Origin of the sequence: Glutamicibacter ardleyensis (assembly GCF_014644555.1) — a bacterium.
In the GTDB taxonomy this organism is placed as follows: domain Bacteria; phylum Actinomycetota; class Actinomycetes; order Actinomycetales; family Micrococcaceae; genus Glutamicibacter; species Glutamicibacter bergerei.
Map to the genome: position 1 here is coordinate 562134 of NZ_BMKX01000001.1, position 23336 is coordinate 585469.

Annotated in this window: 17 protein-coding genes; 10 read left to right on the top strand and 7 right to left on the bottom strand. The window is 56.1% G+C overall.

Translation table 11 applies throughout. The annotated features are described in order from the left end of the window. Window positions 1–13 precede the first annotated feature (13 nt). The 4 genes from IEX04_RS02590 to IEX04_RS18670 all read left to right on the top strand — a co-directional run bounded on the left by IEX04_RS02590 (window position 14) and on the right by IEX04_RS18670 (window position 4422). On the top strand, window positions 14–1393 hold the full coding sequence (locus tag IEX04_RS02590; protein WP_229676961.1) for an MFS transporter: 1380 nt from the start codon (window positions 14–16) through the stop codon (window positions 1391–1393). Next, window positions 1393–3027 (top strand): long-chain fatty acid--CoA ligase, encoded by a 1635-nt coding sequence (locus IEX04_RS02595; protein ID WP_188683465.1) that lies wholly within the window; start codon window positions 1393–1395, stop codon window positions 3025–3027. The genes IEX04_RS02590 and IEX04_RS02595 overlap by 1 nt, the downstream gene beginning before the upstream one ends. Before the next feature lie 202 nt (window positions 3028–3229). Then, the gene (locus IEX04_RS18665; protein ID WP_229676962.1) at window positions 3230–3556 is read left to right on the top strand and encodes a hypothetical protein; all 327 of its coding nucleotides are present in this window, start codon (window positions 3230–3232) and stop codon (window positions 3554–3556) included. Between the two features lie 164 nt (window positions 3557–3720). Continuing rightward, complete coding sequence (locus tag IEX04_RS18670; protein WP_229676963.1) at window positions 3721–4422, top strand: Fic family protein; 702 nt, start codon at window positions 3721–3723, stop codon at window positions 4420–4422. Window positions 4423–4521: 99 nt separating this feature from the next. Here the strand turns inward: IEX04_RS18670 and IEX04_RS02605 are convergent, their stop codons facing one another. The 3 genes from IEX04_RS02605 to IEX04_RS02615 all read right to left on the bottom strand — a co-directional run bounded on the left by IEX04_RS02605 (window position 4522) and on the right by IEX04_RS02615 (window position 9760). Then, window positions 4522–5673 carry an ATP-binding protein gene (locus tag IEX04_RS02605; RefSeq protein ID WP_229676964.1) on the bottom strand — a complete coding sequence of 384 codons (1152 nt, stop codon included), beginning with the start codon at window positions 5671–5673 and terminating at the stop codon, window positions 4522–4524. A gap of 265 nt (window positions 5674–5938) precedes the next feature. Further along, on the bottom strand, window positions 5939–8026 hold the full coding sequence (locus tag IEX04_RS02610) for an ABC transporter ATP-binding protein (RefSeq protein ID WP_188683467.1): 2088 nt from the start codon (window positions 8024–8026) through the stop codon (window positions 5939–5941). After that, on the bottom strand, window positions 8027–9760 hold the full coding sequence (locus IEX04_RS02615; protein WP_188683469.1) for an ABC transporter ATP-binding protein: 1734 nt from the start codon (window positions 9758–9760) through the stop codon (window positions 8027–8029). Window positions 9761–10008: 248 nt separating this feature from the next. Here IEX04_RS02615 and bcp (IEX04_RS02620) point away from each other — a divergent pair, with 248 nt between their 5' ends. Then, window positions 10009–10521, top strand: a complete 513-nt coding sequence (gene bcp / locus IEX04_RS02620) for a thioredoxin-dependent thiol peroxidase (RefSeq protein WP_229676965.1) — start codon at window positions 10009–10011, stop codon at window positions 10519–10521. A 74-nt stretch (window positions 10522–10595) separates the two neighbouring features. Here the strand turns inward: bcp (IEX04_RS02620) and IEX04_RS02625 are convergent, their stop codons facing one another. Then, window positions 10596–11972, bottom strand: coding sequence for an NAD-dependent succinate-semialdehyde dehydrogenase (locus IEX04_RS02625; protein ID WP_188683471.1), 1377 nt, complete (start codon window positions 11970–11972; stop codon window positions 10596–10598). 761 nt (window positions 11973–12733) lie between these two features. On the opposite strand from IEX04_RS02625, the gene IEX04_RS02630 reads away from it, so the two are divergent. Continuing rightward, window positions 12734–14806 carry a heavy metal translocating P-type ATPase gene (locus tag IEX04_RS02630; protein ID WP_188683472.1) on the top strand — a complete coding sequence of 691 codons (2073 nt, stop codon included), beginning with the start codon at window positions 12734–12736 and terminating at the stop codon, window positions 14804–14806. Window positions 14807–14826: 20 nt separating this feature from the next. On the opposite strand, the gene IEX04_RS02635 is transcribed toward IEX04_RS02630, so the two are convergent. After that, the gene (locus IEX04_RS02635; protein ID WP_229676966.1) at window positions 14827–16449 is read right to left on the bottom strand and encodes an MFS transporter; all 1623 of its coding nucleotides are present in this window, start codon (window positions 16447–16449) and stop codon (window positions 14827–14829) included. Between the two features lie 237 nt (window positions 16450–16686). On the opposite strand from IEX04_RS02635, the gene bcp (IEX04_RS02640) reads away from it, so the two are divergent. Then, window positions 16687–17163 (top strand): thioredoxin-dependent thiol peroxidase, encoded by a 477-nt coding sequence (bcp, locus tag IEX04_RS02640; protein ID WP_188683474.1) that lies wholly within the window; start codon window positions 16687–16689, stop codon window positions 17161–17163. An 84-nt stretch (window positions 17164–17247) separates the two neighbouring features. Here bcp (IEX04_RS02640) and IEX04_RS02645 read toward each other — a convergent pair whose 3' ends face one another. Then, window positions 17248–17901 carry a 4a-hydroxytetrahydrobiopterin dehydratase gene (locus IEX04_RS02645; RefSeq protein WP_188683476.1) on the bottom strand — a complete coding sequence of 218 codons (654 nt, stop codon included), beginning with the start codon at window positions 17899–17901 and terminating at the stop codon, window positions 17248–17250. Window positions 17902–18223: 322 nt separating this feature from the next. Between IEX04_RS02645 and IEX04_RS02650 the strand changes: the two genes are divergently transcribed. Continuing rightward, window positions 18224–19732 carry an AAA family ATPase gene (locus tag IEX04_RS02650; protein ID WP_188683478.1) on the top strand — a complete coding sequence of 503 codons (1509 nt, stop codon included), beginning with the start codon at window positions 18224–18226 and terminating at the stop codon, window positions 19730–19732. 123 nt (window positions 19733–19855) lie between these two features. On the opposite strand, the gene IEX04_RS02655 is transcribed toward IEX04_RS02650, so the two are convergent. Next, window positions 19856–20125, bottom strand: a complete 270-nt coding sequence (locus IEX04_RS02655; protein ID WP_188683480.1) for a hypothetical protein — start codon at window positions 20123–20125, stop codon at window positions 19856–19858. Between the two features lie 166 nt (window positions 20126–20291). On the opposite strand from IEX04_RS02655, the gene IEX04_RS02660 reads away from it, so the two are divergent. Together IEX04_RS02660 and IEX04_RS02665 are read left to right on the top strand one after the other, a co-directional pair. After that, window positions 20292–21575 (top strand): MFS transporter, encoded by a 1284-nt coding sequence (locus tag IEX04_RS02660; protein ID WP_188683482.1) that lies wholly within the window; start codon window positions 20292–20294, stop codon window positions 21573–21575. A gap of 216 nt (window positions 21576–21791) precedes the next feature. Next, a complete protein-coding gene (locus tag IEX04_RS02665) occupies window positions 21792–23336 on the top strand; it encodes an ABC transporter substrate-binding protein (RefSeq protein WP_188683484.1) in 1545 nt (514 codons plus the stop codon).

The following is a 23336-nucleotide window of genomic DNA, read 5'->3' on the forward strand; positions in this document are numbered from 1 at the left end:
GGATCAAGGAACCATGACTACTCCAGCACTTCGTACCGACCCCGTGCATGCACGGGCCACGCGTAAAACGATGCTTAAGCTCATCCCCTTGCTGTGCCTGATTTACTTCATGTCCTATATCGACCGCACCAACGTGTCGATGGCCAAAACGCAGTTCGAGACCGATATTGGGCTCAGCGCGGCAGCCTACGGGCTTGGTGCAGGCATCTTCTTTATCAGTTATGCGTTCCTTGAAATTCCGAGCAACCTGATCATGTACAAGGTTGGTCCACGAGCGTGGATCACTCGCATCGCGCTGACTTGGGGTGCGGTCACCGTGTTGATGATGTTCGTCCAGGGCGAGTATTCGTTTTACATCCTGCGCTTCATCCTCGGTGCTGCCGAAGCCGGACTATTCCCGGCGATGGCCTACATGGTCACCGTCTGGTTTGCCCAGCATCAGCGTGCCAGCGTCATGGGTTACATCTATCTGGCACCAACCATCGCGTTGATCATTGGCGGTCCGCTGGGTGGTGCGTTGATGGAAATGGATGACATTGCCGGGCTGCACGGATGGCAGTGGATGTTCATCGTTGAAGGCCTGATCACCATGGCGATTGGCGTGCTGCTGTGGTTCAAGCTACCTTCAAAACCGTCGGATGCTAAGTGGTTAACCACCGAAGAAGCCTCCAGCATGATCTCGCATGCCGGGGTTCCGGACGAGAGCGACAAACACATCCGCGGGAACTTGGGTAAAGCGTTTGGCCGTCCATTTATTGTTCTTTTGGCCCTTGTTTACTTCCTCAATCAGATCAGCAGCGTCGGTTTGGTGTTCAATATTCCTTCCATTATCGAGAGCATGGATGTCTCCACACCTTTCGTGATCGGGCTGATCTCCGGTTCGGTGGGCATCGGTGCAACCATCGGCGTGCTGATCATGCCGCGACTGTTTCGTGGTTCGCAGCGCGAAGCTGCCTGGCTTGGGGCCATGGCTCTTGGCACGTTGATTACCGCGGCAGCCTATATGCTCATCGATTCGGCACCCATCCGGGTGCTGCTCATCCTGATTGGCGCAATCTTCATCTTTGGTACCTTGCCATTGTTCTGGTCGGTGGCGATGGCACGAATGTCCGGCGTGGTCGCCGCCGCAGGGTTGGCGTTCATCAACACCATTGGGCTCATTGGCGGGTTTGTCGGGCCGTATCTCTTCGGAATCGCGGAGACCAAGACCGGTGATCCAGCCACCGGCTTCGTCATTGTCATTGCGGTCTCGGTCATCTCCATGGCGCTGCTCCCCTTCCTGGCCCGAGCGCTCAAGCGCGAAGACCGGGAGCGTCAGCTTCGAGGTGAGCAGAGTCTTCAGGCACAGCTTCCGGATCAGTCTTTGGACGTTCAGCCAACGGAAGGTCGATAATGCTCGGGCTCATGCAGGGGCACCAGCTGACTACTAGCATGCTGGTGGAGAAGCTGGAAGGTGTATTCGCTTCGAGCGCCGTGGTCACCGGCCCCTACCAAGAACGCCGCGAATCCACGTTTGCGCAGGTGGCCCTCCGGGCTAGGAAGCTGGCCGCCGGTTTGGATACCTTGGGAGTACCTGTTGCGGCCCGGGTGGCCACGCTCGGTTGGAACAGCCAGGAGCATTTGGAACTGTATTTCGGGGTCCCGAGTTCGGCACGTGTACTGCACACGATTAATCACCGGCTGGCTCCGGGCGATATCGAATACATCATCAATGATGCGCAGGATGACGTCATCTTCATTGACCGCTCATTGCTCGACGTCCTGTGGCCGCTAGCCCAACGGCTGCCCACGGTCCGGCACATCGTGGTGATTGATGATCTCCCGACGGTCAAGATTCCACAAGACCCCCGCATCGTGAATTACGAGGAGCTGTTGGATGGGCAAGAGGAAGTAAAGAGCTTTGAACCGCTGAACGAACGGGCGGCCGCCGCACTTTGTTACACCTCGGGCACCACGGGTCGGCCCAAGGGCGTGCTCTATGACCACCGTTCAATTATCTTGCACGCCATGTCCCACCTGTTCGCTGACTCTTTTGCGCTGGGCCACAGCGATGTGGTGATGCCGATTGTTCCGATGTTTCATGCGAACGCGTGGGGGCTGCCCTACGCTGTGGCGTTGAGCGGATCTTCGCTGGTCTTACCGGGCAGAGTTTCTGACCCCGAAAGATTAGCCGAGATGATGGAACAGGAGCAGGTCACCGTCTCGGCCGCGGTCACCACCGTGTGGCGTAGTCTGCTACCCCATCTGCGCGGGCGGGAACTAACAAGTTTGCGTCGTCTCGCCAACGGCGGTGGGGCGTTGCCAGTGGAACTTTCAAGAGAATATTTGACCACCGTCGGGGTTCCGATTGTGGGGACCTGGGGCATGACCGAAGCCAGTCCAACGCTCACCGCAGCGCGCACCGCTTTGGTCAACGGTCAGGATCCGAAGGACATTGACCAGCGCAGTCTCAGTGCCATGTGCGCTCCGGGATATCCGAACCCGTTGATCAAGATTCGTCTCGCCCGTCCAGATGGTACCTTGGCTGTTCATGATGGGAAAGAAACCGGCGAGCTACAGGTGGCGGGACCAACTATCGCCTCAGGCTACTTTGGTTCCTGCGACGGCTCGGAATCTTTCACCGAAGATGGTTGGTTGCGCACCGGAGATGTAGGCGTCATTGATCCCGATGGCTGCATTCATGTGGTGGACCGGCTCAAAGATCTGATCAAATCAGGTGGTGAATGGATCGGCTCGGTCGAGTTGGAAAACGCCATCATGAGCCATCCGGACGTGTTGGAGGCGGCGGTGGTTGGGCGGCCCGACAATAAATGGGGTGAGCGGCCCGTAGCTTTTGTGGTGCTGCGGATGAACACCAGCGTAAGCGATGCTGCGCTGCGCACTCACCTTGGAGCGAAGGTGGCCAAGTGGTGGATTCCCGAGGATATTTATTTCGTGGATGACATTCCTAAGACTCCTACCGGGAAGATCTCGAAAAAGGTTTTGAGGGACACCAAGGCATGGGCGCTTACTGGATCGGCCCGATAGTTTTGCTGTGATCTGTTTTGGGGTTCAGGCGCGTACATACGATGTACGCGCCTGAACTATGTCGCATTCCGTGCCCATGGTTTGTTTCTAGAAGTCGCCGGGTCATGTTCGGTTCGTCTACCGGAACGGTACCTGAGTGCTCTTCGAACAGGGCCGAAAGTGATAGTAACGAAAGTCCTTACTATCACTTTGGAGGAACGTCATGGCTGATTCCGAAAACCCATCAGCTGTGTTCCCTTTCCCTCTGGTGGAGTATAAAAACCATTTCTGGAAACCCACAAATCCGCATATCTTCTCCAATCCCGAAGCTCGGCGGCAAACCGGTTCCTACTTCTCTGCGCTGCCTGCGCATATCGCCAATTGGTATCCCCAGCCAGATTCCTTGGTGATCGCTGGGCTTGAAGAAGCCACACATGCACTTCAAGATTTTGACGTCTACTCACTGCTGCGATTTGGCAATGAAAAACTGAGCTCAGAGCCATGTCCAGCGTTTTGCTCCGAACCGAGAGCTCCTTCAGTAGCCAGATAGAGCAGCTCACCACGACAGCGCGTCAACTCGCTCTGGCGGAAATCGATGAAGGCGATAAAGCCAACGCTCAAACAGTTGTTGGCAATGTCCACGCGATGGAATCTGCGCTCGCACTTGCCCAACAGATCAGTCTGAATAGCATCCTGGCTATGCATCAGAATTTGATGAATCAACAGATTGGCATGGAAGACGAAGCGGGTAAATTCAGGGAAGGACTCGTCTGGATCGGAGGAACAGATAATGCCGGGCCCCGCGGAGCCAGCTTTGTTGCACCGAGCCATGAACTGATTAGTGACGCACTCGAAGACCTAGTTGCATTCATTTCACGCACCGACTTGCCGGCCATCGTCCAAGCAGCAATAGCGCACGCTCAGTTTGAAACGATCCATCCATTCGTGGACGGTAACGGGCGTACAGGCCGGGCCCTAGTCCATTCGATACTGCGTTACCGACGAATTTCTCAGTACACCACGGCACCGATCTCCGCCGGAATCCTGCGGGATACCGCTGGCTATTTTGAAGCGCTGGGAGCATTCCGTTCCGGAGACGCGGCCCCGATCATCCGCACCTTCATCAATGCCTCAATCTTTGCGGCTAGCACCGGTAAGGATCTGATCGATTCACTGGCTACACAGCTCGATGACTCCGCTGTAAAGCTAGTTGGCCTGCGCTCAAGCGCCGCCGCGTGGAAGATCCTGCCACGCTTGATCGCCCAACCTGTAGTTAATGCCCGATATCTTAAAGAGCAGCTCGGATTGGGCGACGCTGCAATCCATCGTGCGCTCAGTGTACTGACCGAACGCGGTGTGCTGGTCGAGAAGTCCGGACGAAGCAGGAACCGGATTTGGCAGCACGACGGGTGCTGAAAGTACTAGATGAATATGCGAAATCTCTTCGGCGGACGGCTTGAACTGTGTAAGTCATAGCGGAGGCGCCGGGAGATTCACGTCAGGCAAGCTAATTTGTCAGTCCGCTGAAGTTACACCACCTAATGGATCGTGAACCACGGCCTTATACCCTGGCTGTTCGCGTAGAAACTCTCGCAACGTTGGAACGGCGAAACTAACCTGCCCATGTCCGGCCACCTCGATAATGCCGGCCGCCAACAATCTCAGTCGGTATTGCCCACCATAAACCTGGGTAACGCCCAAACGTTGCGCAATTTCACTGGTCTTCGACGGTCCTTCGTCCTCCGCCATTGCCAGCAGGTAGGACTGGTCGATGACTGAAAGTGATCGATATGCCGATTCGACCACCGTGGCTCCCATTCGACGTCGCGCTTTGGCAAGCCCTGCAGTCAATGCCTTCTGCGTCACCTCGTGGCCGTCACGTACCGCTTGGCTCCATACATGGTAACCAACGAGTTGGATTAAAAATGGATAACCGCCAGTAGCTTCGGCAAGTTGTTGAATGCGCTCTTCAGTAGCAACGACGCCACTTTCACTAAATGTCTGCCGAAAGGCACTGGCAACTTCTTCGATAGATGCCGAATGCAAGTCGTATTTCTCAGCGCGACGCAGGAAAGTAGAAACGCCTTCATTCAAAAGATCTTCTACGGCTTTGGGCAATCCGGCGAAGGCGAGTCCAATCGGTAGATCCTCACGAATCATGTGTTGAACTACGGCAGCAATCTCAGCAAGGTTGTCGCGATCAATTGCATGAATCTCATCTACAGTAATCAAAAGCCCAGTACCATGGCTGTTAAGTTCCTGAAGCAGCTCCGTAAGCGTTCTGCGCCAATGCATTTCACGTTTTTCTGGCGCGCTTGATTCAAGGGAAAATGGACCTACAGTGAACCCAGTGATCCGTCTTCCAGCTGGTCCTTCAATGAATTCCTCTTTTGCTGCTTGAACCGCGGCTCCGATTCTTTGCACCAACCCTTTTGTAGCGGTCTCCGAGATTACCATCCACCCGTGCTCAATCGCCTCGTCTTCGATTTCACCGAGCATGACGGTTTTGCCGATTCCCCGCGGGCCGCTATATATGGAAAGCAGTCCTGGTGCGCCAGCACCATTGCTTATACTTTCGGCAAAGTCCTCGCGAAGTTCAGCCCGCCCGACGAGCATCGGAGGTCTAGCGCCTGCCGTCGGTTTGAATGGATTTTTGGCGGTAACCACGAGCACTCCTTTGAAGTCTTTAATTTTTTTAAAGTTTTTAAAGTTTTTAAAGTTTCTAATAACCTACCATTTTGAACTTCAAATAAGTAGTGATCTCCGCTTGATTCCTTGGGCTCTGAACACAATCTTGGCCCCTGGGTTCAGCTTTCCCCATCTACTCAGAGCCAACAAGTAAAAATTCCTGATGATCATCCAGAAAACAGTCATGCCGCGACAACTGGGAATAGCTCCCATCCGTCGCGGCATGACTCGTGTCTTGCTGGTACTACTCGGTTTCAGTGACCGTATCAGGGGTCTTTGCGCCAGGAACCGGGGTGCCAGCGGCTACCGGAACTGCCGAGGTGTCGGGATTTGCATCCACATCCTCGGCCGGCCCGGCAAACTGCGACTGGTACAGGTTGTAGTAGGCACCCTGGGTAGTGAGCAGTTCCTCATGATTGCCCTGCTCCACGATTTTGCCTGACTCCATCACCAAAATGGTGTCGGCATCACGAATCGTGGACAGGCGGTGCGCAATGACGAAACTGGTCCGGTCGCTGCGTAGTGCCGCCATGGCGTGCTGCACCAAAACTTCGGTACGCGTATCCACCGAGCTGGTCGCCTCATCCAAGATCAACAGGGAGGGGTTGGCCACGAACGCGCGGGCAATGGTGATCAGCTGCTTTTCACCGGCCGATACGTTGGTGCCTTCCTCATCGATGATGGTGTCGTAACCGTCTGGAAGTGCCCGCACGAAGCGGTCAACGAAGGTCGCCTTCGCGGCCTCGTACACTTCCTCGTCCGTGGCGTCCAGGCGGCCGTAGCGGATGTTTTCCATAATGGTGCCTCCGAAGAGCCACGCATCCTGCAGCACCATACCGACCTTCGAGCGCAGGTCTGCACGTGACAGGTCGGTGATATTCGCGTTGTCCAACATGATGCGCCCCGAGTTCAACTCGTAAAAACGCATCACCAGGTTCACCAGCGTAGTTTTACCCGCGCCGGTAGGACCGACAATGGCCACTGTGTGCCCCGGATCTGCATCAAATGACAGGTTCTCAATCAGTGGCTGCTCCGGGTTATAGGAGAAGCTCACGTTCTCGAAGGAAACGTGCCCGTCGGTGCGTGCCGGAAGTTGCTGTTTCGCCTCTTCAGGTTCTTGTTCCTCGGCGTCTAACAGTTCGAAGGTACGCTCTGCCGAGGCAACACCGGACTGCAGCATATTTGCTACACCGGCAATCTGCCCCAGCGGCTGGGTGAACTCACGTGAGTACTGGATGAATGCGGTGGCATCACCCAGGCTCATCGAGCCGGAGGCCACACGCAGGCCGCCAACGACTGCGATACCCACATAGGACAGGTATGACACGAAGTTCATCACCGGCATGATCATGCCCGATACGAACTGTGCACCGAAGCTTGCCTTGTAGAGTTCCTCGTTGCGTTCGGTGAAACGTTCCACCATGTCGTCTTCGCGGCCGAAGACCTTCATGAGCTCGTGACCTGAGAAGGACTCTTCAATCTGCCCGTTGAGCGCACCGGTATTCTTCCACTGCGCGGTGAATAGCTTCTGCGCCTTAGAACCAATGAAGCCTGCACCCACTGCGGAGAGCGGCAAAGCGACCAAAGCGATCAGCGCCAACTGCCAAGAGACCACAAACATCATGATCACGATGCCGATCACCGTCATAATCGACTGAACCAGCTGGCTCAACGCCTGCTGCAAAGCATTCTGGATGTTGTCCACGTCGTTAGTCACACGGGAGAGGATGTCTCCACGCTGACGGGTGTCGAAGTAGTTCAGCGGAAGGCGGTTAATCTTATCTTCCACATCCTTACGCAGGTTGTAGACGACTCGCATAACGAGTTTGTTCAGTAACCAGCCCGAAACCCAGGAGAAAATCGATGCCACGAAGTACATGGCCAGCACCAACAGGATGTACCGCGAGAGCTGAGCAAAATCGATACCCTGTCCAGGGACAAAATCAACCCGAGAAAGCATGTCAGCCTGGGTAGTTTCACCGGCATCACGCATTCCCTGAACAATCTGGTCCGCGGTCGTGCCAGGTGGCACCTGCATGTTCTTACCGATCATGCCGGCAAAGATGACGTCCATGGCACGGCCAAGAATTCGCGGCGCAATTACCGACAGCACCACATACACGGTGATGAGAGCGAAGACAACGCTCATCCCTACCTTGTAGGGTCCCATCAGACCGATCAGTCGTTTAGCCGAAGGCCAGAAATGCGCAGCTTTACGGACCGGAGTTTCCTCCCAGCCGCCGGAAGCGGCGGCCACTTCAAACTCGTCTACCTCTGCGAGGGTGGTATCAACTTGGGCTTGCTTGTCGCTGCCTTTTTTCTTCGCTGCCATTTAGGCCACCTCCTCGGCACTGAGCTGGGATGAAACAATTTCTTGATAGGTTTCCGAGGTCTCCAGAAGTTCTTCGTGAGTACCCCGGGCAACAATCACCCCGTGCTCCAACACCAAAATCTGGTCTGCACCGGTAATTGTTGAGACGCGCTGGGCCACGATAATGACCGCCGCGTCCTTGGTTGGTTCATCGAGCGCCGCACGCAACTTGGCATCCGTGCTCACATCCAAGGCGGAGAAAGAATCATCAAACAGGTACGTGTTTGGCTTGGCTGCCAAGGCGCGAGCAATACATAGTCGTTGACGCTGTCCGCCTGAAACGTTGGTACCGCCCTGGGCGATCTTTGATTCCAACTCATTCTCACGCTCGGAGACAAAGTCATCAGCCTGCGCGATGCGCAGCGCCTCCCAGAGTTCTTCTTCTGTGGCATCTTTTGCACCGAAGCGCAGGTTACTGGCCACGGTTCCAGAGAACAGGTACGGACGTTGTGGAACCGCAGAAATATTCTGCGCCAGCTGATCTCGACCGAGATCACGTACCGGGACCCCACCAATAAGGACTTCTCCCTCGGTAGCGTCGTAGAGACGTGGGATCAGATTGAGCAATGTGGTCTTGCCGGCACCGGTCGAACCGATGATTGCGGTGGTTTGTCCCGGCTGGGCTACGAAAGAAACATCCGAGAGTACCGGTGCGTCAGCCCCCGGGTAACCGAAGCTGACATTGCGGAATTCCACGGTGCCTGGGGTGGGCAAAGGGATTGCCACGTTTTCGGCATCCTGCATGCTTGGATCGCTACCCAGCACCTCACCAATACGGTCCGCCGAAACCATAGCGCGCGGAACCATCATGGCCATAAAGGTTCCCATCATGACCGCCATGAGGATCTGGAGCATGTACTGCAGGAAAGCAGTCAGCGCGCCGACCTCAACGACTCCGCTATCAACACGGTGTCCACCAAACCACAGCACGGCCGCAGTGGAAAGGTGCAGGATCATGGAAATGGCAGGGAACATCAGCACGAACAGGTTGCCAACTTTAACGCCGAGCGTAGTGAGCTCCTGGTTGGCGTCCGCGTAGCGTTCGGTCTCGTGCTTTTCGCGGACAAAGGCGCGGACCACGCGGATGCCGGTGATCTGCTCACGCAGCACACCGTTGATCCCATCAATACGTCCTTGCATGTCACGGAAGAGAGGCATCAACTTGATCACAAGGATGCCGACCACGATAAGTACTAGGGGTACCGATACCCAGACGAGCCAGGACAGTCCTGGATCTTCACGGATCGCCATGATCACGCCACCGATTGACATGATCGGTGCGGTAATCATGAAGTTCAGTGCCATAAGCGTAAGCATCTGAACTTGTTGCACGTCGTTGGTGCCACGAGTAATCAGTGTGGCAGCACCAAATTTATTCACGTCTTGAGCGGAGAAGGTAGATACCTTCACAAAGACCGACTGACGAATGTCGCGGCCAATACTCATAGAGGTTTTCGCACCGAAATACACCGCACCAATGGCGGTGATGATCTGCACGAAGGCTACGACGAGCATGATTCCGCCGGTGCGCCAGATGTAGCCGATATCCGCCTCGACCACACCTACATCGATGATCTTTGCATTCAGGCTTGGTAGGTACAGCGTGGCGATGGTGGTGGCCAGCTGCAAGATCACTACGGCGGTTATCCAACCGGCGTAGGGTTTGCTGTGTCTGAGGATGATCTTCAGAAGCATGTGATTGTTGTCCTCACTCCATCAGCTCCAGGATCATCCTGCATCTTCGGATTAAGAGCAGGGAGATTCGAGAGCGAATGTCAGTCTAACCCTTACCTCCGACATTGAATATCATCCTTGCGATTGATTTTTACCAATCATTAAATTTTCCCTAACTTACGGTGAATTTACCCCTCCCCAGATCAGTCAGCCGGTCGGCTGGACTGGGCGAAATCAGGCTCTAGCCATGAGCGGGTAGAAATCATAAGATGGAAACTAATTACCGTTATACGAAAGTTGGAGTTATGACCGCGCAAAGCACACCGCTAATTCCGGGCCAAGAAGCACCCGGATTCACCCTGCTCGATACAACCTCCACTCCGATTTCGCTTGCGGACTACGCAGGTGAAAACGTCATCGTGTATTTCTACCCCAAGGCCGCGACCCCGGGATGCACCACCGAAGCTTGCGACTTCCGCGACAACCTCAATTCACTGCAAGGGGCCGGATATACGGTTCTGGGGATCTCGCCGGACGAGCCAGCAGAAATCGCGAAATTCGCCGCCGACCAGTCGCTGAACTTCCCGTTGCTTTCGGATCCGGATAATGCGGTGGCCAAAGCCTACGGCTCTTACGGAGAGAAGAGCTTCGGTGAAAAGACTTTTGTGGGCACCCTGCGCTCCACCGCCGTCGTATCCCCCGAAGGAAAGATCAGCCACGTGGAATACGCGGTAGACGCCAAGGGCCATGTCGCCCGGCTGCGTGAAGAACTCGGCGTTTAGCCGGTAGCACGTACAAAAGCCCTGCTCTCCGGAAAATCATCCAGAGAACAGGGCTCTTGTTATTCATCGATCGGCTAGCGACCGGCGATTTTCACCAGTTTGTGGTTAACGAACTCATCCATGCCGTACTTGCCAAGTTCGCGTCCGATACCAGAACGCTTCACGCCACCAAAAGGCAGTTCCGGGAAGGTGGCCGAAGGCTCATTGATGGCCACCATGCCGCTTTGCAACCGGGCGGAGATCCGTTCGGCGCGTTCCAGATCCTTGGTATGAATTGAAGCGCCCAAACCATACTCGCTGTTGTTTGCCAGCTCCACGGCTTCCTCTTCGCCCTCCACCTTGTAGAGCACGGCTACCGGTCCAAAGAGTTCCTCGGAGAAGGCACGCATTTCCGGGGTTACCCCGGCAAGAATGGTCGGTTCGTAGAACGCGCCGTCACCTTCGATAGTCTTGCCTCCGGTCAGCACCGTGGCGCCCTTATCAATGGCGTCCTGCACCTGAGCCGCTAAACCGTCACGTGCGGCAGCCGAGGATAGCGGGCCGAGGAAGTTCTCCCCCTGAGTCGGATCCCCCACCTTGATGGTGGCAACCTGCTCAGTCAGCGCCTTGGAGAAGTCTTCATACACCGAAGAATCGATGATGAAGCGTTTGGCCGCGTTGCAGGCCTGGCCGGTGTTGCCAAAGCGTGCGCGCATTCCCATTTTGGCCGAACGTGCCACATCGGCGTCTTCGAGCACCAGGAACGGATCCGAGCCGCCCAGCTCGAGCACGACTTTCTTCAGGTTGCGTCCGGCAATCTCCGCCACGGCCGAACCGGCGCGTTCGGAACCGGTCAGTGAGACACCCTGCACTCGGCGGTCGGCAATGATGTCTGCGACCTGGTCATTGGTGGCGAAGATGTTCACATACGCACCCTGTGGGGCACCTGCCTCCCGGAAGATCTCTTCCATCGCCAACGCCGACTCTGGGCACTGCGGGGCGTGCTTAAGCAGCACCGTATTGCCGTTCATCAGGTTCGGGGCCGCGAAGCGGGCCACCTGGTAGTAGGGGAAGTTCCACGGCATGATGCCCAGCAGCACACCAACAGCTTCCTTGCGGACCAGCGCCTTGCCGCCCGAGGCGATTTCCAGCTCTTCGTCTTCCAGGAACTTCGGGCCGTTCTTCGCGTAGTAGCGGTAGATGGCCGCCACGATCCCAATCTCGCCCAACGCCTGCTTGACCGGCTTGCCCATTTCACGGGTGATGATCGCTGCCAGCTCGTCTGCGCGTGCCTCGTAGATATCTGCCACGCGTTCAAGCAGTGCTACGCGGTCGGTCAGCGCTGAGACGGACCATCCTGCATAGGCTTGGTGGGCTGTTGAAATGGCGGTCTGGATCTGTTCGTCCGAAGCTATGGGGTAGGTTGCTTCCACGACTCCGGTGGATGGGTTGGTCACGGCGTACATGCTCATGCTGCTCCTTGGAGATTCATTGCTTGACTGTGCTTAGCCCAGTCTGCCAGCTAGCCCCCACCGGATGGCAAGAATGCCGCGTGAGAAGTCAGGGAATCCGCCCCTTCTTCACAGCTGGCGTAAATTCTGGACTCGCAGCGGCGCATCGCTTCTCAGAACGACTCTTCTCGCCTACCGGCACGTTCGGCAAAATCATCGCTGGCCTTCAACGCTCCACCCCTTCTCCAGAAGGGACCAAGCTTGTGTTCGCGCTTCGACTTTAGAGTTCCGCACTCAATTAGCACTTGCAGGGGTGGATATCTTGCCTATCTGCAATAGGGAAGCAGATTCGGAGCTCAACAATACGGGCGCGAATAAGGAAATCTTGGCTCCCAACTCACTATCAAGTCACGCAAGCTCCATTGAGGCCTGTTCGGCGCAGAGCAATACTTACTGCCCAAGATCACTTGCTGAGTGAAATTTTCCGCGGGTACAACTACTTGGCACTTTTGATCCGACGCCAAATGTGCCAATTATCGAGACCGGCTAATTCCCTTTCCCTGAGCCAAGTCCACAGTGTTCGAGACTGCTTGTAACGTGCTTCAACAGACATTTACTTTATACCCCTATGGGGTATATGGTCTCTTGTGGGAGCGGGGCTTTGATTTCACTACTTACGAAAATGCCCCGCCATGAGAGTGAACAACCAATACCTGAGCGATGGCACCTACTGAGCCAGACTTCAGACCGGCTTGCCATAGGCAGATAGAGGAGACACGACGATGAAGGATCTCAACGATCACCAACATCATCATGGTCCCGAGCACGAAATGGACCATACCGGCCACGGCGGCCACGGCGGCCACGGCGGCCACGGCGATCATGCAGGACAATTCCGCAGACTGTTCTGGATCAACTTAGTGATCGCTGTGCCGGTGGTTTTCTTCTCGCCAATGTTTGCCTCGCTGCTTGGTTATTCAGTACCCGGCGCAGCTACGTGGGTCGCCGCATTGCTTGGCACTGTCATGTACTTCTGGGGCGGATGGCCTTTCCTCACCGGCGGTCTCGAAGAACTGAAAAAGCGTCAACCCGGGATGATGCTGCTCATCTCGCTAGGTATCACCGTCGCATTCCTCGCCTCGTGGGCTGCCACTCTTGGACTGGTTCATCATGAACTGGAGTTCTGGTGGGAGCTGGCACTTCTTGTTGTGATTATGTTGCTGGGCCACTGGATCGAAATGCGTTCCTTGGCGCAGACCAGCTCGGCGCTTGATTCCTTGGCGGCACTGCTGCCGGATGAGGCCGAGCGTGTCGAGGGTGACCAGATCGTGAGCGTTGATCCGGCGGACCTCCAAGTGGGTGACGTGGTGATTATCAGACCTGGCGGTGCTGTCCCGGCAGATGGCATTATCATTGATGGCCGGGCCGATATGGACGAGTCGATGATTACCGGAGAATCCCGGACGGTCAGCCGCAGCCAAGGTGACTTAGTCACCGCCGGCACCGTAGCCACCGACTCCGGAGTGCGCCTGCAAATCACCGCCATCGGTGAGGACACCGCGCTAGCGGGTATCAATCGTTTGGTCACCGAGGCACAAAACTCCACCTCACGTGCTCAGCGTATCGCTGACCGGGCTGCCGCCTGGTTGTTCTGGTTTGCCTTGGGTGCTGCGGTCATCACCGCACTTGTTTGGTCCTTGCTCGGATCCCCAGATGATGCAGTCATCCGCACCATCACGGTACTCGTGATTGCCTGCCCACACGCCTTGGGCCTTGCTATCCCGCTGGTGGTCTCCATCGCTACCGAGCGTTCCGCACGCGGTGGGGTGTTGATCAAGGATCGTCTCGCTTTGGAATCGATGCGCATAGTTGATGCGGTGCTCTTTGATAAGACCGGGACGCTGACCAAGGGTGAGCCTACGGTGACGGGAGTTGAACCAGTTGACCAGCTAAGTGCTGATGTGGTGCTTGCCCTGGCAGCTGCAGCCGAAGCAGACAGCGAACACCCTCTAGCTAAAGCCATTGTGGGTGCGGCAAAGAACCAGAATCTGCAGATCAAGGCATCTAGCGACTTCAGCTCATCACCAGCACTGGGAGTGACGGCCACCGTGGAGGGTACCCAAATCCGTGTCGGCGGGCCACACCTACTATCCGAAGAAGGACAATCCGAGCTAACCATCGCCGATACCTGGCGTTTGGAAGGTGCCATCATTCTTCACGTGCTGCAAGATGGCCACGTCATTGGGGCGCTCAAGCTCGCCGATGAGATCCGCCCCGAATCATTTGACGCGGTAGAAGCACTGCACGCACTGGGCGTAGAGGTAGTGATGATTACCGGTGACGCGGAAGCAGTTGCCGTCAAGGTCGGCAAGGAGTTAGGCATTGACCGGATCTTCTCCGGCGTGCGGCCAGAAGACAAAGCCGCCAAAGTCTCCGCACTGCAACATGAAGGCAAGAAGGTCGCCATGGTGGGTGACGGTGTTAATGATGCACCAGCTCTGGCCCAAGCAGATGTGGGAATCGCTATTGGGGCCGGCACCGACGTGGCTATCGCCTCGGCGGGAGTGATTCTGGCAAGCTCAGACCCGCGCAGCGTGCTCTCAATCATTGAACTCTCGCGAGCGGCCTACCGCAAGATGAAACAGAACCTGTGGTGGGCAGCAGGCTACAACCTACTGTCCGTCCCACTTGCTGCCGGCGTCTTAGCTCCGATTGGGTTCATCCTGCCAATGTCCGTTGGAGCCGTCTTGATGTCCTTGTCTACGGTGGTCGTGGCACTCAATGCGCAACTGCTCAGGCGCATTGAGCTCACCCCGGAAGCCAGCACACGCGCGGTATTGGAACGGCAGAAGTAAGCCCGGCTACGTGCTCGCGCTCAGCGTGTGGAAGTTTCGTGCAGCTGGTGTAAACGGCGTAGCTGCCATGCCCCAAGTACTCCTAGGAGCAAGAAGACCGCGGCAACCAGCATCGCCAGCTGCGTGGCTTGAGCAAATCCTGCGCTGAGCGCATCAATTGTCGACGCGGAGTCACCACGGACACGTAGTTGAGTGATCGTCGTGCCGGCGCTTTGGGTGGTGGCTTCGGCCAGTTGGGTTGCCTTTGACTCTGGGATGCCGTGATCCGCTAGCTGGGCCGGAAGCGTGATCGCTAGTGCAGCCGAAAGCACCGCACCAGAAACCGCGGTACCCAGGGCCGAGCCGATCTGCCGCACGGTGGACTGGGTGGCAGAGCCTTGGCCGGAAATCTCAACCGGTACCGAGGCTAGAACGGCGCCGGTGAGCTGCGCCGAAGCCAGCCCCAAGCCGATTCCGTAGACTACCAGCGCAATAGCGATGAGCCACCCTGGAGTGTTCCCTCGGATCAGCCCGGTCAATGCAAGCACACCTATAACTTCTAGTCCTAGACCAAGAAGGACCGTACCGGCGGAGCCCAGTCGGGCTGCCAAATGACGGGCGGCTGCACCCGAGCCAAAAGCACCGACAGCCATAGCAGCTAAGACAACGCCTGCACCCAGCACGCTCATACCCAAGGCATTGACCAGATACAGCGGCAAGACAAAGAGCAATGCAAATTCGCCAATGGCCACGGTGGTTGCCGTCAGGTTTCCCCAGGAGAAAGAACCAATATGAAAGAGATTCAGATCCAACAAGGCTGAACGTCCCACTTTTTCACGGTGGAGTTCCCACCGAACGAACAATGTCAAAGCTACGGCTGCGACGATCAAGGAAACAAATACTAATGAAATTGGTGCGCTGCTGGGCCAGATCCACCCGGCGAGCGCGAAGTCTGCGGTGGGTGTGAACCATCCAACCTGTGGGCCTTGAATGATTGCAAAGACTAGAGCGCCCATACCGATGGCACTGAGCATGGCTCCGTCCACATCTGCACCGGGTAGCGGACGTCCACCCTTGCTTTCGGGAACATAAATGATGGCTAGAACTAACAGCAGCGCCCCTAGTGGAAGGTTCACTAGGAAGATCCAATGCCACGAGGCATATTGTGTCAGCAGGCCACCTGCTAGTGGGCCGATAGCTGCGGCACCTGAAATCACCGCGCCCCAGATGCCGAATGCGGCAGCACGTTGTTTGCCTTGAAACATTGCGTTGACCGAGGACAGCGTGGAGGGCATGATGCAACTGGCACCCACTGCTTGAATTGCTCGCGCTCCGAGCAGTGCTCCTGCGGTTCCGGCACCCGCTGCGACCAAGCTACCTGTTGCGAAGACCAGCACACCGATGATGAATAGTTTCTTACGTCCAAAGCGGTCAGCGAGCTTGCCGGTGGATAACAGTAGCGCCGCGAGGATTACCGCGTAGAGGCTGTTAACCCATTGAGCGTCGGTCAGGCTGAGCCCAATGTCCTCGATAATCTGTGGCAAAGCGACACTGACAATTGTTCCGTCCAAAACAACTAGACCGAGACCGGCGGCAAGAACTCCTAGGGCCACCCAGGGACGCTGCGGCCTACTTTGTGTACCTCGCGAAATCTGCTGTTCCACGGTTTTGGTCCTCTCGTCATCCACTCATGCTGACCGGCCAAAGAACGTCGAATTCTTCGCGGTCAATATGATTCTAAGAACCGATTCCGCACCCCGGATCCACCATTTGGTTGAGATTGTCTCGCTACTATCTGGGATGGATCCCCCAGGTAGCTAAGCCTGCGTTTCCGACTTGCGAAGCAGCGCAGTATGTTCGTAGTAAGGGCAAGAAAATCACTTGATCAAAAAGGATTAAACATGACCGCACAGCCAATCCCGCTCAATGTCGGCGATAGCGCACCAGATTTTTCACTTCGCAACGCACAGGGCGAAACGATTTCGCTCAGCGATTACCGTGGAAAGAATGTCGTGGTGTACTTCTACCCGAAGGCAGCCACCCCTGGATGCACCATCGAGGCCTGCGATTTCCGTGACAACCTGAATTCGCTCAAGAGCGCAGGTTATGTTGTTCTTGGAATTTCTCCTGACGAGCCAGAGGCCTTAGCTCAGTTCGCAGCCGATGAATCGCTGACCTTTGACCTGCTCTCCGATACCGATTATTCGGTGGCCACCGCGTACGGCTCCTACGGAGAACGCACCAAGAACGGCAATACGTTCACCGGGACCCTGCGTTCCACCGCGATAGTTGATCCAGAAGGCAAGATCAGCCACGTGGAATACGGTGTGGAAGCACGCGGTCACGTAACTCGCCTACGCGAGACTCTGGGAGTCTAAGATCTAGCAGACCTCTAGTCGAAGAATGAATGACCAATGGCAGACCGCGTCCAGGACTGGACGCGGTCTGCCATTGGTTAAGGCTTAGTCGGTACGCCCTGCTTCGGTACAGATGCACAGGCGGTTTCCTTGTGGATCCGTCGCCACGGTAAATGACGGCGCGTCAGCATAGTTCAACCGTGCACCGGCCTCTTTCAAACCATCGAGAATATCCACGTGGTGTGAGTGGGGCACCGAAATGTCCAGATGGAAACGATTAGCATTCGGGGTTTCGGTGTTTTGGAACCAAATGGCGGGACCGCGCCCATAGGGATCGGTGAGGCTACCATCGGCTTGCTCCTTGTACCCTAGGGCTGCACGCCAGGTGTCGGCAATCTGTTCCCGGTCATCGGTATCAATCGCTATTTCCACCGTGCGGGCCAGGTTCAGGTTTGCTTGGGCACCATGTTCTTGTGCCAGATCAGAGATTTTCCCGGCCAGTTGAGTATCGCGAAGCGATACTCCCCCGACGTCGTGAGACACCAGCGTCACAAACAAGGTGTCGTAACGCCAGTCCACATCTGGGTGATGGTTGGCTTCCTGCGCTAGAGCACCTATCTCTACAAAGAGCTCCAAGGCTACCGCTGAGGAAGAACATTTGAAGGCGGTGCGCAGCGATCCGAGCATGTAACGCCAGTGCGGCAAGTGGGTCAGCTGACTTTCACGGTCAGCCTGCTTCAGAACTTCTTTCTCCGACATGGAATTTCGCCCCTTGTGCGTTCGATGTTTCGCTGGCGTAGGCGAGGAACTTTACGCCTCTCCTTATGCACAGTGTCCCACCATGACGGAGCACTTTGAAGAGCTACCAGAGTTCCATCAGTTTTTGACATCTTCGTCCGGTAGATCTGCACAGACCATGTCTGTAGAAGCCGACCTTCCTTAGGGCCTCGCACTACGAGCTTCATTAACAAGGGCCACACCATTCAGAAGCTATAAGCTCAGGCCACATCCCAACATCTTGCGGTGCATCAGCTAAGTCAGACCCTAGTTTTATAGAACTCCTGACTGGTATTCTCTCGTCATGGATGAAGAACTACGCACGTTCATGAGGTCATTCACTCACCTCACCCGGCTAGCCGAAGAATACCAACAGGAGCCCAAGGGAAAGCTCCTAGCCCCGGTCTTAGCCGAACACCTAGGCGTCGATCCGAGCACGGTTGCCCTTGTCATTGAATCCTTCGGCTCCCACCGTCTAGCCGACGCGAACATCATTCTTGACGGGCTGACGTCCCGCGATTCAGAAGCCAAACTCGTTGGACTTTCAGGCCAAGATCGACACCATTTTGACCTCGGTGACCTCATTGGAGTGCAAGGAAACTTCGGCGTGCTAGGCGAGCCCTCATACACCTCGTTGGCTGTGGGACCGGGCAAACAACGACGGTTCCTTTCCTTCGGGATCCACCTGTTCAGCTACGAACAAGTACCCATTGCTGTCTTACTGCGCCAGGCAAATCCGGAATACGGCAAACCGGAAGCGACGCTAGAAGTTCTCTGCGTCAATAGCGAGCTCACCGATGCGTTCCTTGCCGAGTTCCGTGAAGGGCTGCGCACCACCAGCGTTTACCGCGGTCATGTCATCTCCTTCAAAGCCAGCGAGTACGCCGAATCAAATTCAGGAGTCACCTTTCATGAGCGTGAAGCAATCAGCGGCGAACAATTGATCCTGCCCGCTGGTCTGCGCGAACGTATCGAAGAGCAAGTATTGGGAGTGGGGACTCACCGCGAAGCCTTGCTGGCTTACGGTGCCCACCTGAAACGTGGAGTACTTCTTTATGGTCCTCCTGGCACGGGCAAGACCCATACGGTTCGGTACCTTGCTTCGGCGGCCACCGAGCACACCGTCATCTTGCTCAACGGCAATACCCTCTCGTTAGTCTCGCAGGCTTCGGCCATGGCTCGTGCGTTGCAGCCATCCATCGTGGTGTTGGAAGACTGCGATCTGGTTGCCGAAGACCGTAGTTTTGGCAATGGCCCTCAACCATTGCTATTTGAAGTACTGGACTCGATGGATGGCCTAGATTCAGATGCCGACGTTTCCTTTGTGCTCACTACAAACCGGGTAGAGTCCTTGGAAAGCGCACTGGTACAACGTCCCGGGCGAATCGACCTTGCGGTGCAGATTCCACGCCCAGACTATGAGGCGCGCAAGGCGCTCTTGCGGTTGTATGGTTCCAAACTTGAGTTACCAGAAGAAACCATCGACTCGGTAGCTCAAAAGACTGAAGGGACTACTGCGTCCTTTACCCGAGAGTTGATTCGCCGGGCTATCTTGTCCGCTGCCATCGCCGGAGTGTCCGTCAGCGCGCAACATGTGGAAGATGCAGCAACTGCGCTGATGGATGATTCGGAAAGTTTAACTCGGGACTTCTTGGGTGGCACCCAAGATCCTGACCTTGGCACCGATGAGTCGACCAGCGAAGAATATGGTTCCTTTGGCTGGGTATCATTGCCTGAAACGAGGAATTTAGGTTTTGACCCCGGAGCAGGTACAAGTACGGATACCGAGCCTCCGCAGACAGAGGACGACTAGCCCTGACTTGAAGAGTGTTTTAGGCTTTGGACCGCACCTTGCTGGTTATGACTGCTATGGCCGGGAACCGTTGGATGCGGTTCCCGGCCATCACCAGTTACTTATTGAATTGATCCTTTGAACTCAGGCAGGCTGGTTCACTTCGTTTAGCTTCTGCTTAAAGCGCTCCGGCAGAGTCATCGTGGCGATCATCGAGAGCACCACGATGGACAGCGCAATGGCCGTCAACGCTACTGTGCCGTTTTCGGTGTTCTGGAATATCCATGCCGCCAAGAACGGAATTGGAGCACCGAAGGTCATGCCCAAAGCAGAGCCGGTGTAGCGCATGCTTGTTGGCCGTGACTCCACGAAGAATGCGGCCTGGGTGCCGGCACTGAATTGAATTCCAACCATGTGCCAGGTTCATCCAGGTTAGGCACTTCAACGCCTGAGTCACTCAGCACCAGCACTGTGCCGCAAATCCCCCACGTACGCAAAACCGCTCCAAAGGAGCGACTGGTACTAAAGTCGGATAGGTCTGCCCCACGATTCGCCGTAACTAAATGCACTTCCGAGGTCCATGAAAACTAGCTCGTCACGATTTGAAGTTCCGGTACTCCTCGGAACCCAAACATTGTTTAATATCGGCTTCTACGCCGTGGTGCCTTTTCTTGCGATTGTCCTGACTAACGATTTCCTCTTGGCCGGAACAGCAGTAGGTCTCATTCTGGGAATCAGAACCTTCGCTCAGCAGGGACTGTTCCTTGCCGGTGGAATCCTTGCAGACCGCTTCGGCGCTCGGAGCGTCATTCTCATTGGCTGTGCAGTACGCGCGGCAGGGTTCATCACGCTGTCCGCATCCTTGTGGAGCGGTGCCCCGACACTCTGGATGTTCATTCTCGGAACATTGCTCACGGGATTTGGCGGAGCACTCTTTTCCCCAGGTTTGAACATCCTGGTGGCAGCGGCCCAAGTTGCCCGCGAACACAACCAACATTCCCAAGCCAAACAGTCCACTCTCTTCGCTTGGTTGAGCATTACCGGCGAAATCGGTGCGGTTACCGGACCGCTGGTTGGGGCGGCGCTTTGGGGCTGGGGTTTCGCCACCGTTGCAGGTTTTGGGGCTGCATTCTTTGTGCTCATTGGTTTGTTTCTGGCAATTGCTTTGCGTCGGCCCAACCCAGCAGAATCTCCTACCGGACAGAGAAACGATCTCTCCAAGCAAGAAGTTCCGCCTGGTGGTCTACGCAGGTGTCTAACTGACCGTCGCTTTGTAGCCTTTTGCGGGTTGCACGCTTCGGACCTACTGGCCTATAACCAGCTCTACTTAGCTATCCCCTTGGAGCTGGAACGCCTGGGGCTTCCCACCCAGTGGGTGGGGCTGATTTTTGCGTGGATCTCCATCTTGACGCTGACCCTACAACTGCCGCTCGCGCGGCTTGCCGGGCGTATTGGAGCAGCAGCAACTTTGCGGTTTGGATACCTGTGTAGCGCGCTGGGCTTCGGGGTGCTTGCCTTCGTCCCGGCCTTAGTTTTTGGAAACGAAACCGGCCCGGCTCGTATCCTGTGCGCGGTTACTCTGCTGACATTGGGGCATATGAGCGTGCATCCCACCGCGTTATCGCTCGTTCCTAAATTTGCCGGCGGACACCCCACAGGTTCCTACTTCGGCTTACTTGCCAGCTGTGGCGGTCTGGCGGTGCTCCTTGGAAATCTGCTCATCGGCTGGCTCTTGACCCAGTCCGGGGACGGAACCGTTCCTGGGTTCCTGCCTTGGATGGTCCTGATAGTTCCTTTACTCCTCGCATCTTGGCTTGCTGCACCGCTGGTGCGGATGCCGCGGACGTTGACTACGCAGATGTGAGCTGAGACGTGTTCAGTTGACCGTGAGCAAATCTTCCAAAACTCACACCAACTTTGCACTACTCAACTTGTACTCTTACGTGTCTCTTTATTATTGAGTTTCAGCGGATGTCGCACCGCGTTAAGAAGCCTCAAGAGAAACAATGAATTTAGGATAAGCTAACCAAGGCGCTATCGCATTAGAAGCCAATTCATCACGTAATGCCGAAGGATTTCCATGAAGTTTGGACGACTCAGCGCAGCCGCAGGATTTGCTGCTATTGCTCTGGCACTAACCGCCTGCAGCTCCACCCCCTCCAGCCCGGCCCCTGAGGCAGCTGCGAATCCGGACGCGCGAGCAGTGGTGGCAAACTTCCGTGCTCCAGTTTCCAACTGGGCCCTGGAAAGTGATGACGCCTATGTGCTCTCTATTGCCGGTTGCTTGGAAACCCTGACCAAGTATGACCAGACCACAAAGAAGGTTGAGCCGATGCTCGCCACTTCGTGGAAGCAGGCCTCGGACACCGTCTGGGAATTTGAGCTGCGCAAGAACGTGAAATTCCAGGACGGAACCGCTCTTGATGCCAAGGCCGTCGCTGGCTCGCTGAACCGCGTGCTTAAAGCCACCGCGCCGGCACGCGCAGTAAATCCTAAGACCATCAGCAAGGTAGAAGCAGCAGATGCCGATACCGTGCGCGTGACGACCCCCGCTGCTGATCCGCTGTTGCCTTACCGTATGGCCAGCGTGAACGCCGGGGTCCTGTCCCCTGCCGCATACACCGCCAAGGGTATCGATCCGATGAAACATTGCACCGGCCCCTTTGCCCCGGTGTCGGAAAAAGCCGGACAGTCCTTAACCTTGGACCGCAATGAGAATTACTGGGACGGCGAGGTTAAGCTGGCTGGCGGCGAAATCCGCTACATCACCGACGGTGCCACCCGCGCCACCCAGGTGCAGACCGGTGAAGCGGACATCTCCATGTCCATCCCGGCTACCAGCCTGGCCACGTTGGAAGCAGATGACAAGATCAGCGTGCTGAAAGCAGATTCACCACGCACCTCGACCTTGTACCTAAACAACTCGCGCGCCCCCTTTGACGACGTCAATCTGCGCAAGGCCGCCACAATGGCCATGGACCTGCCAGCAATAGCAGCCAGCATCTATGAAGGTGCTGCGCAGCCAGCCACCGGCCCCTTTGCCCCAAGCGAAAGCTGGGCCAACCCAGAGCTTGGCGTGCCACAACTGAACATTGAAGAAGCCAAGAAGCTGGTGGAAGCCTCGGGTTACAAGCAGCAGAAGCCATTGGAGATCATCGCGATCACCGAACGTGCCGAGTTCGCCGGGGTCGCTACCATCATCCAGGAACAGTTCAAGCAGATCGGCTTGACGGCCAAGGTAGTCACCAAATCCTATGGGGCAGCCGAACCTGATGTACTGGCGGGCAACTACGACATGATCCTCAGCCAGCGCAACCGCATGATTGATATCGCTGATCCGATTGGCTTCCTACAGGCCGACTACACCTGCGAGGGTGGCTACAACCTGAGCCATTACTGCAATAAGGACTACGACAAGCTCATCTTTCAGGCAACCACCGAGACCGATGAGACCAAGCGCCATGACCTCTACCGTCAGGCCGGCGATATCCTCGCCGCTGATGCGGCCAACGTGTGGCTAGTCAATGAGCAGGCCATCGACGCGGTGGGCAATTCAGTACAGGGCTACGTTCAGGATCCACTGACCCGCTACGTGCTGACCAAGGATCTGGCAAAGACTCAGTAA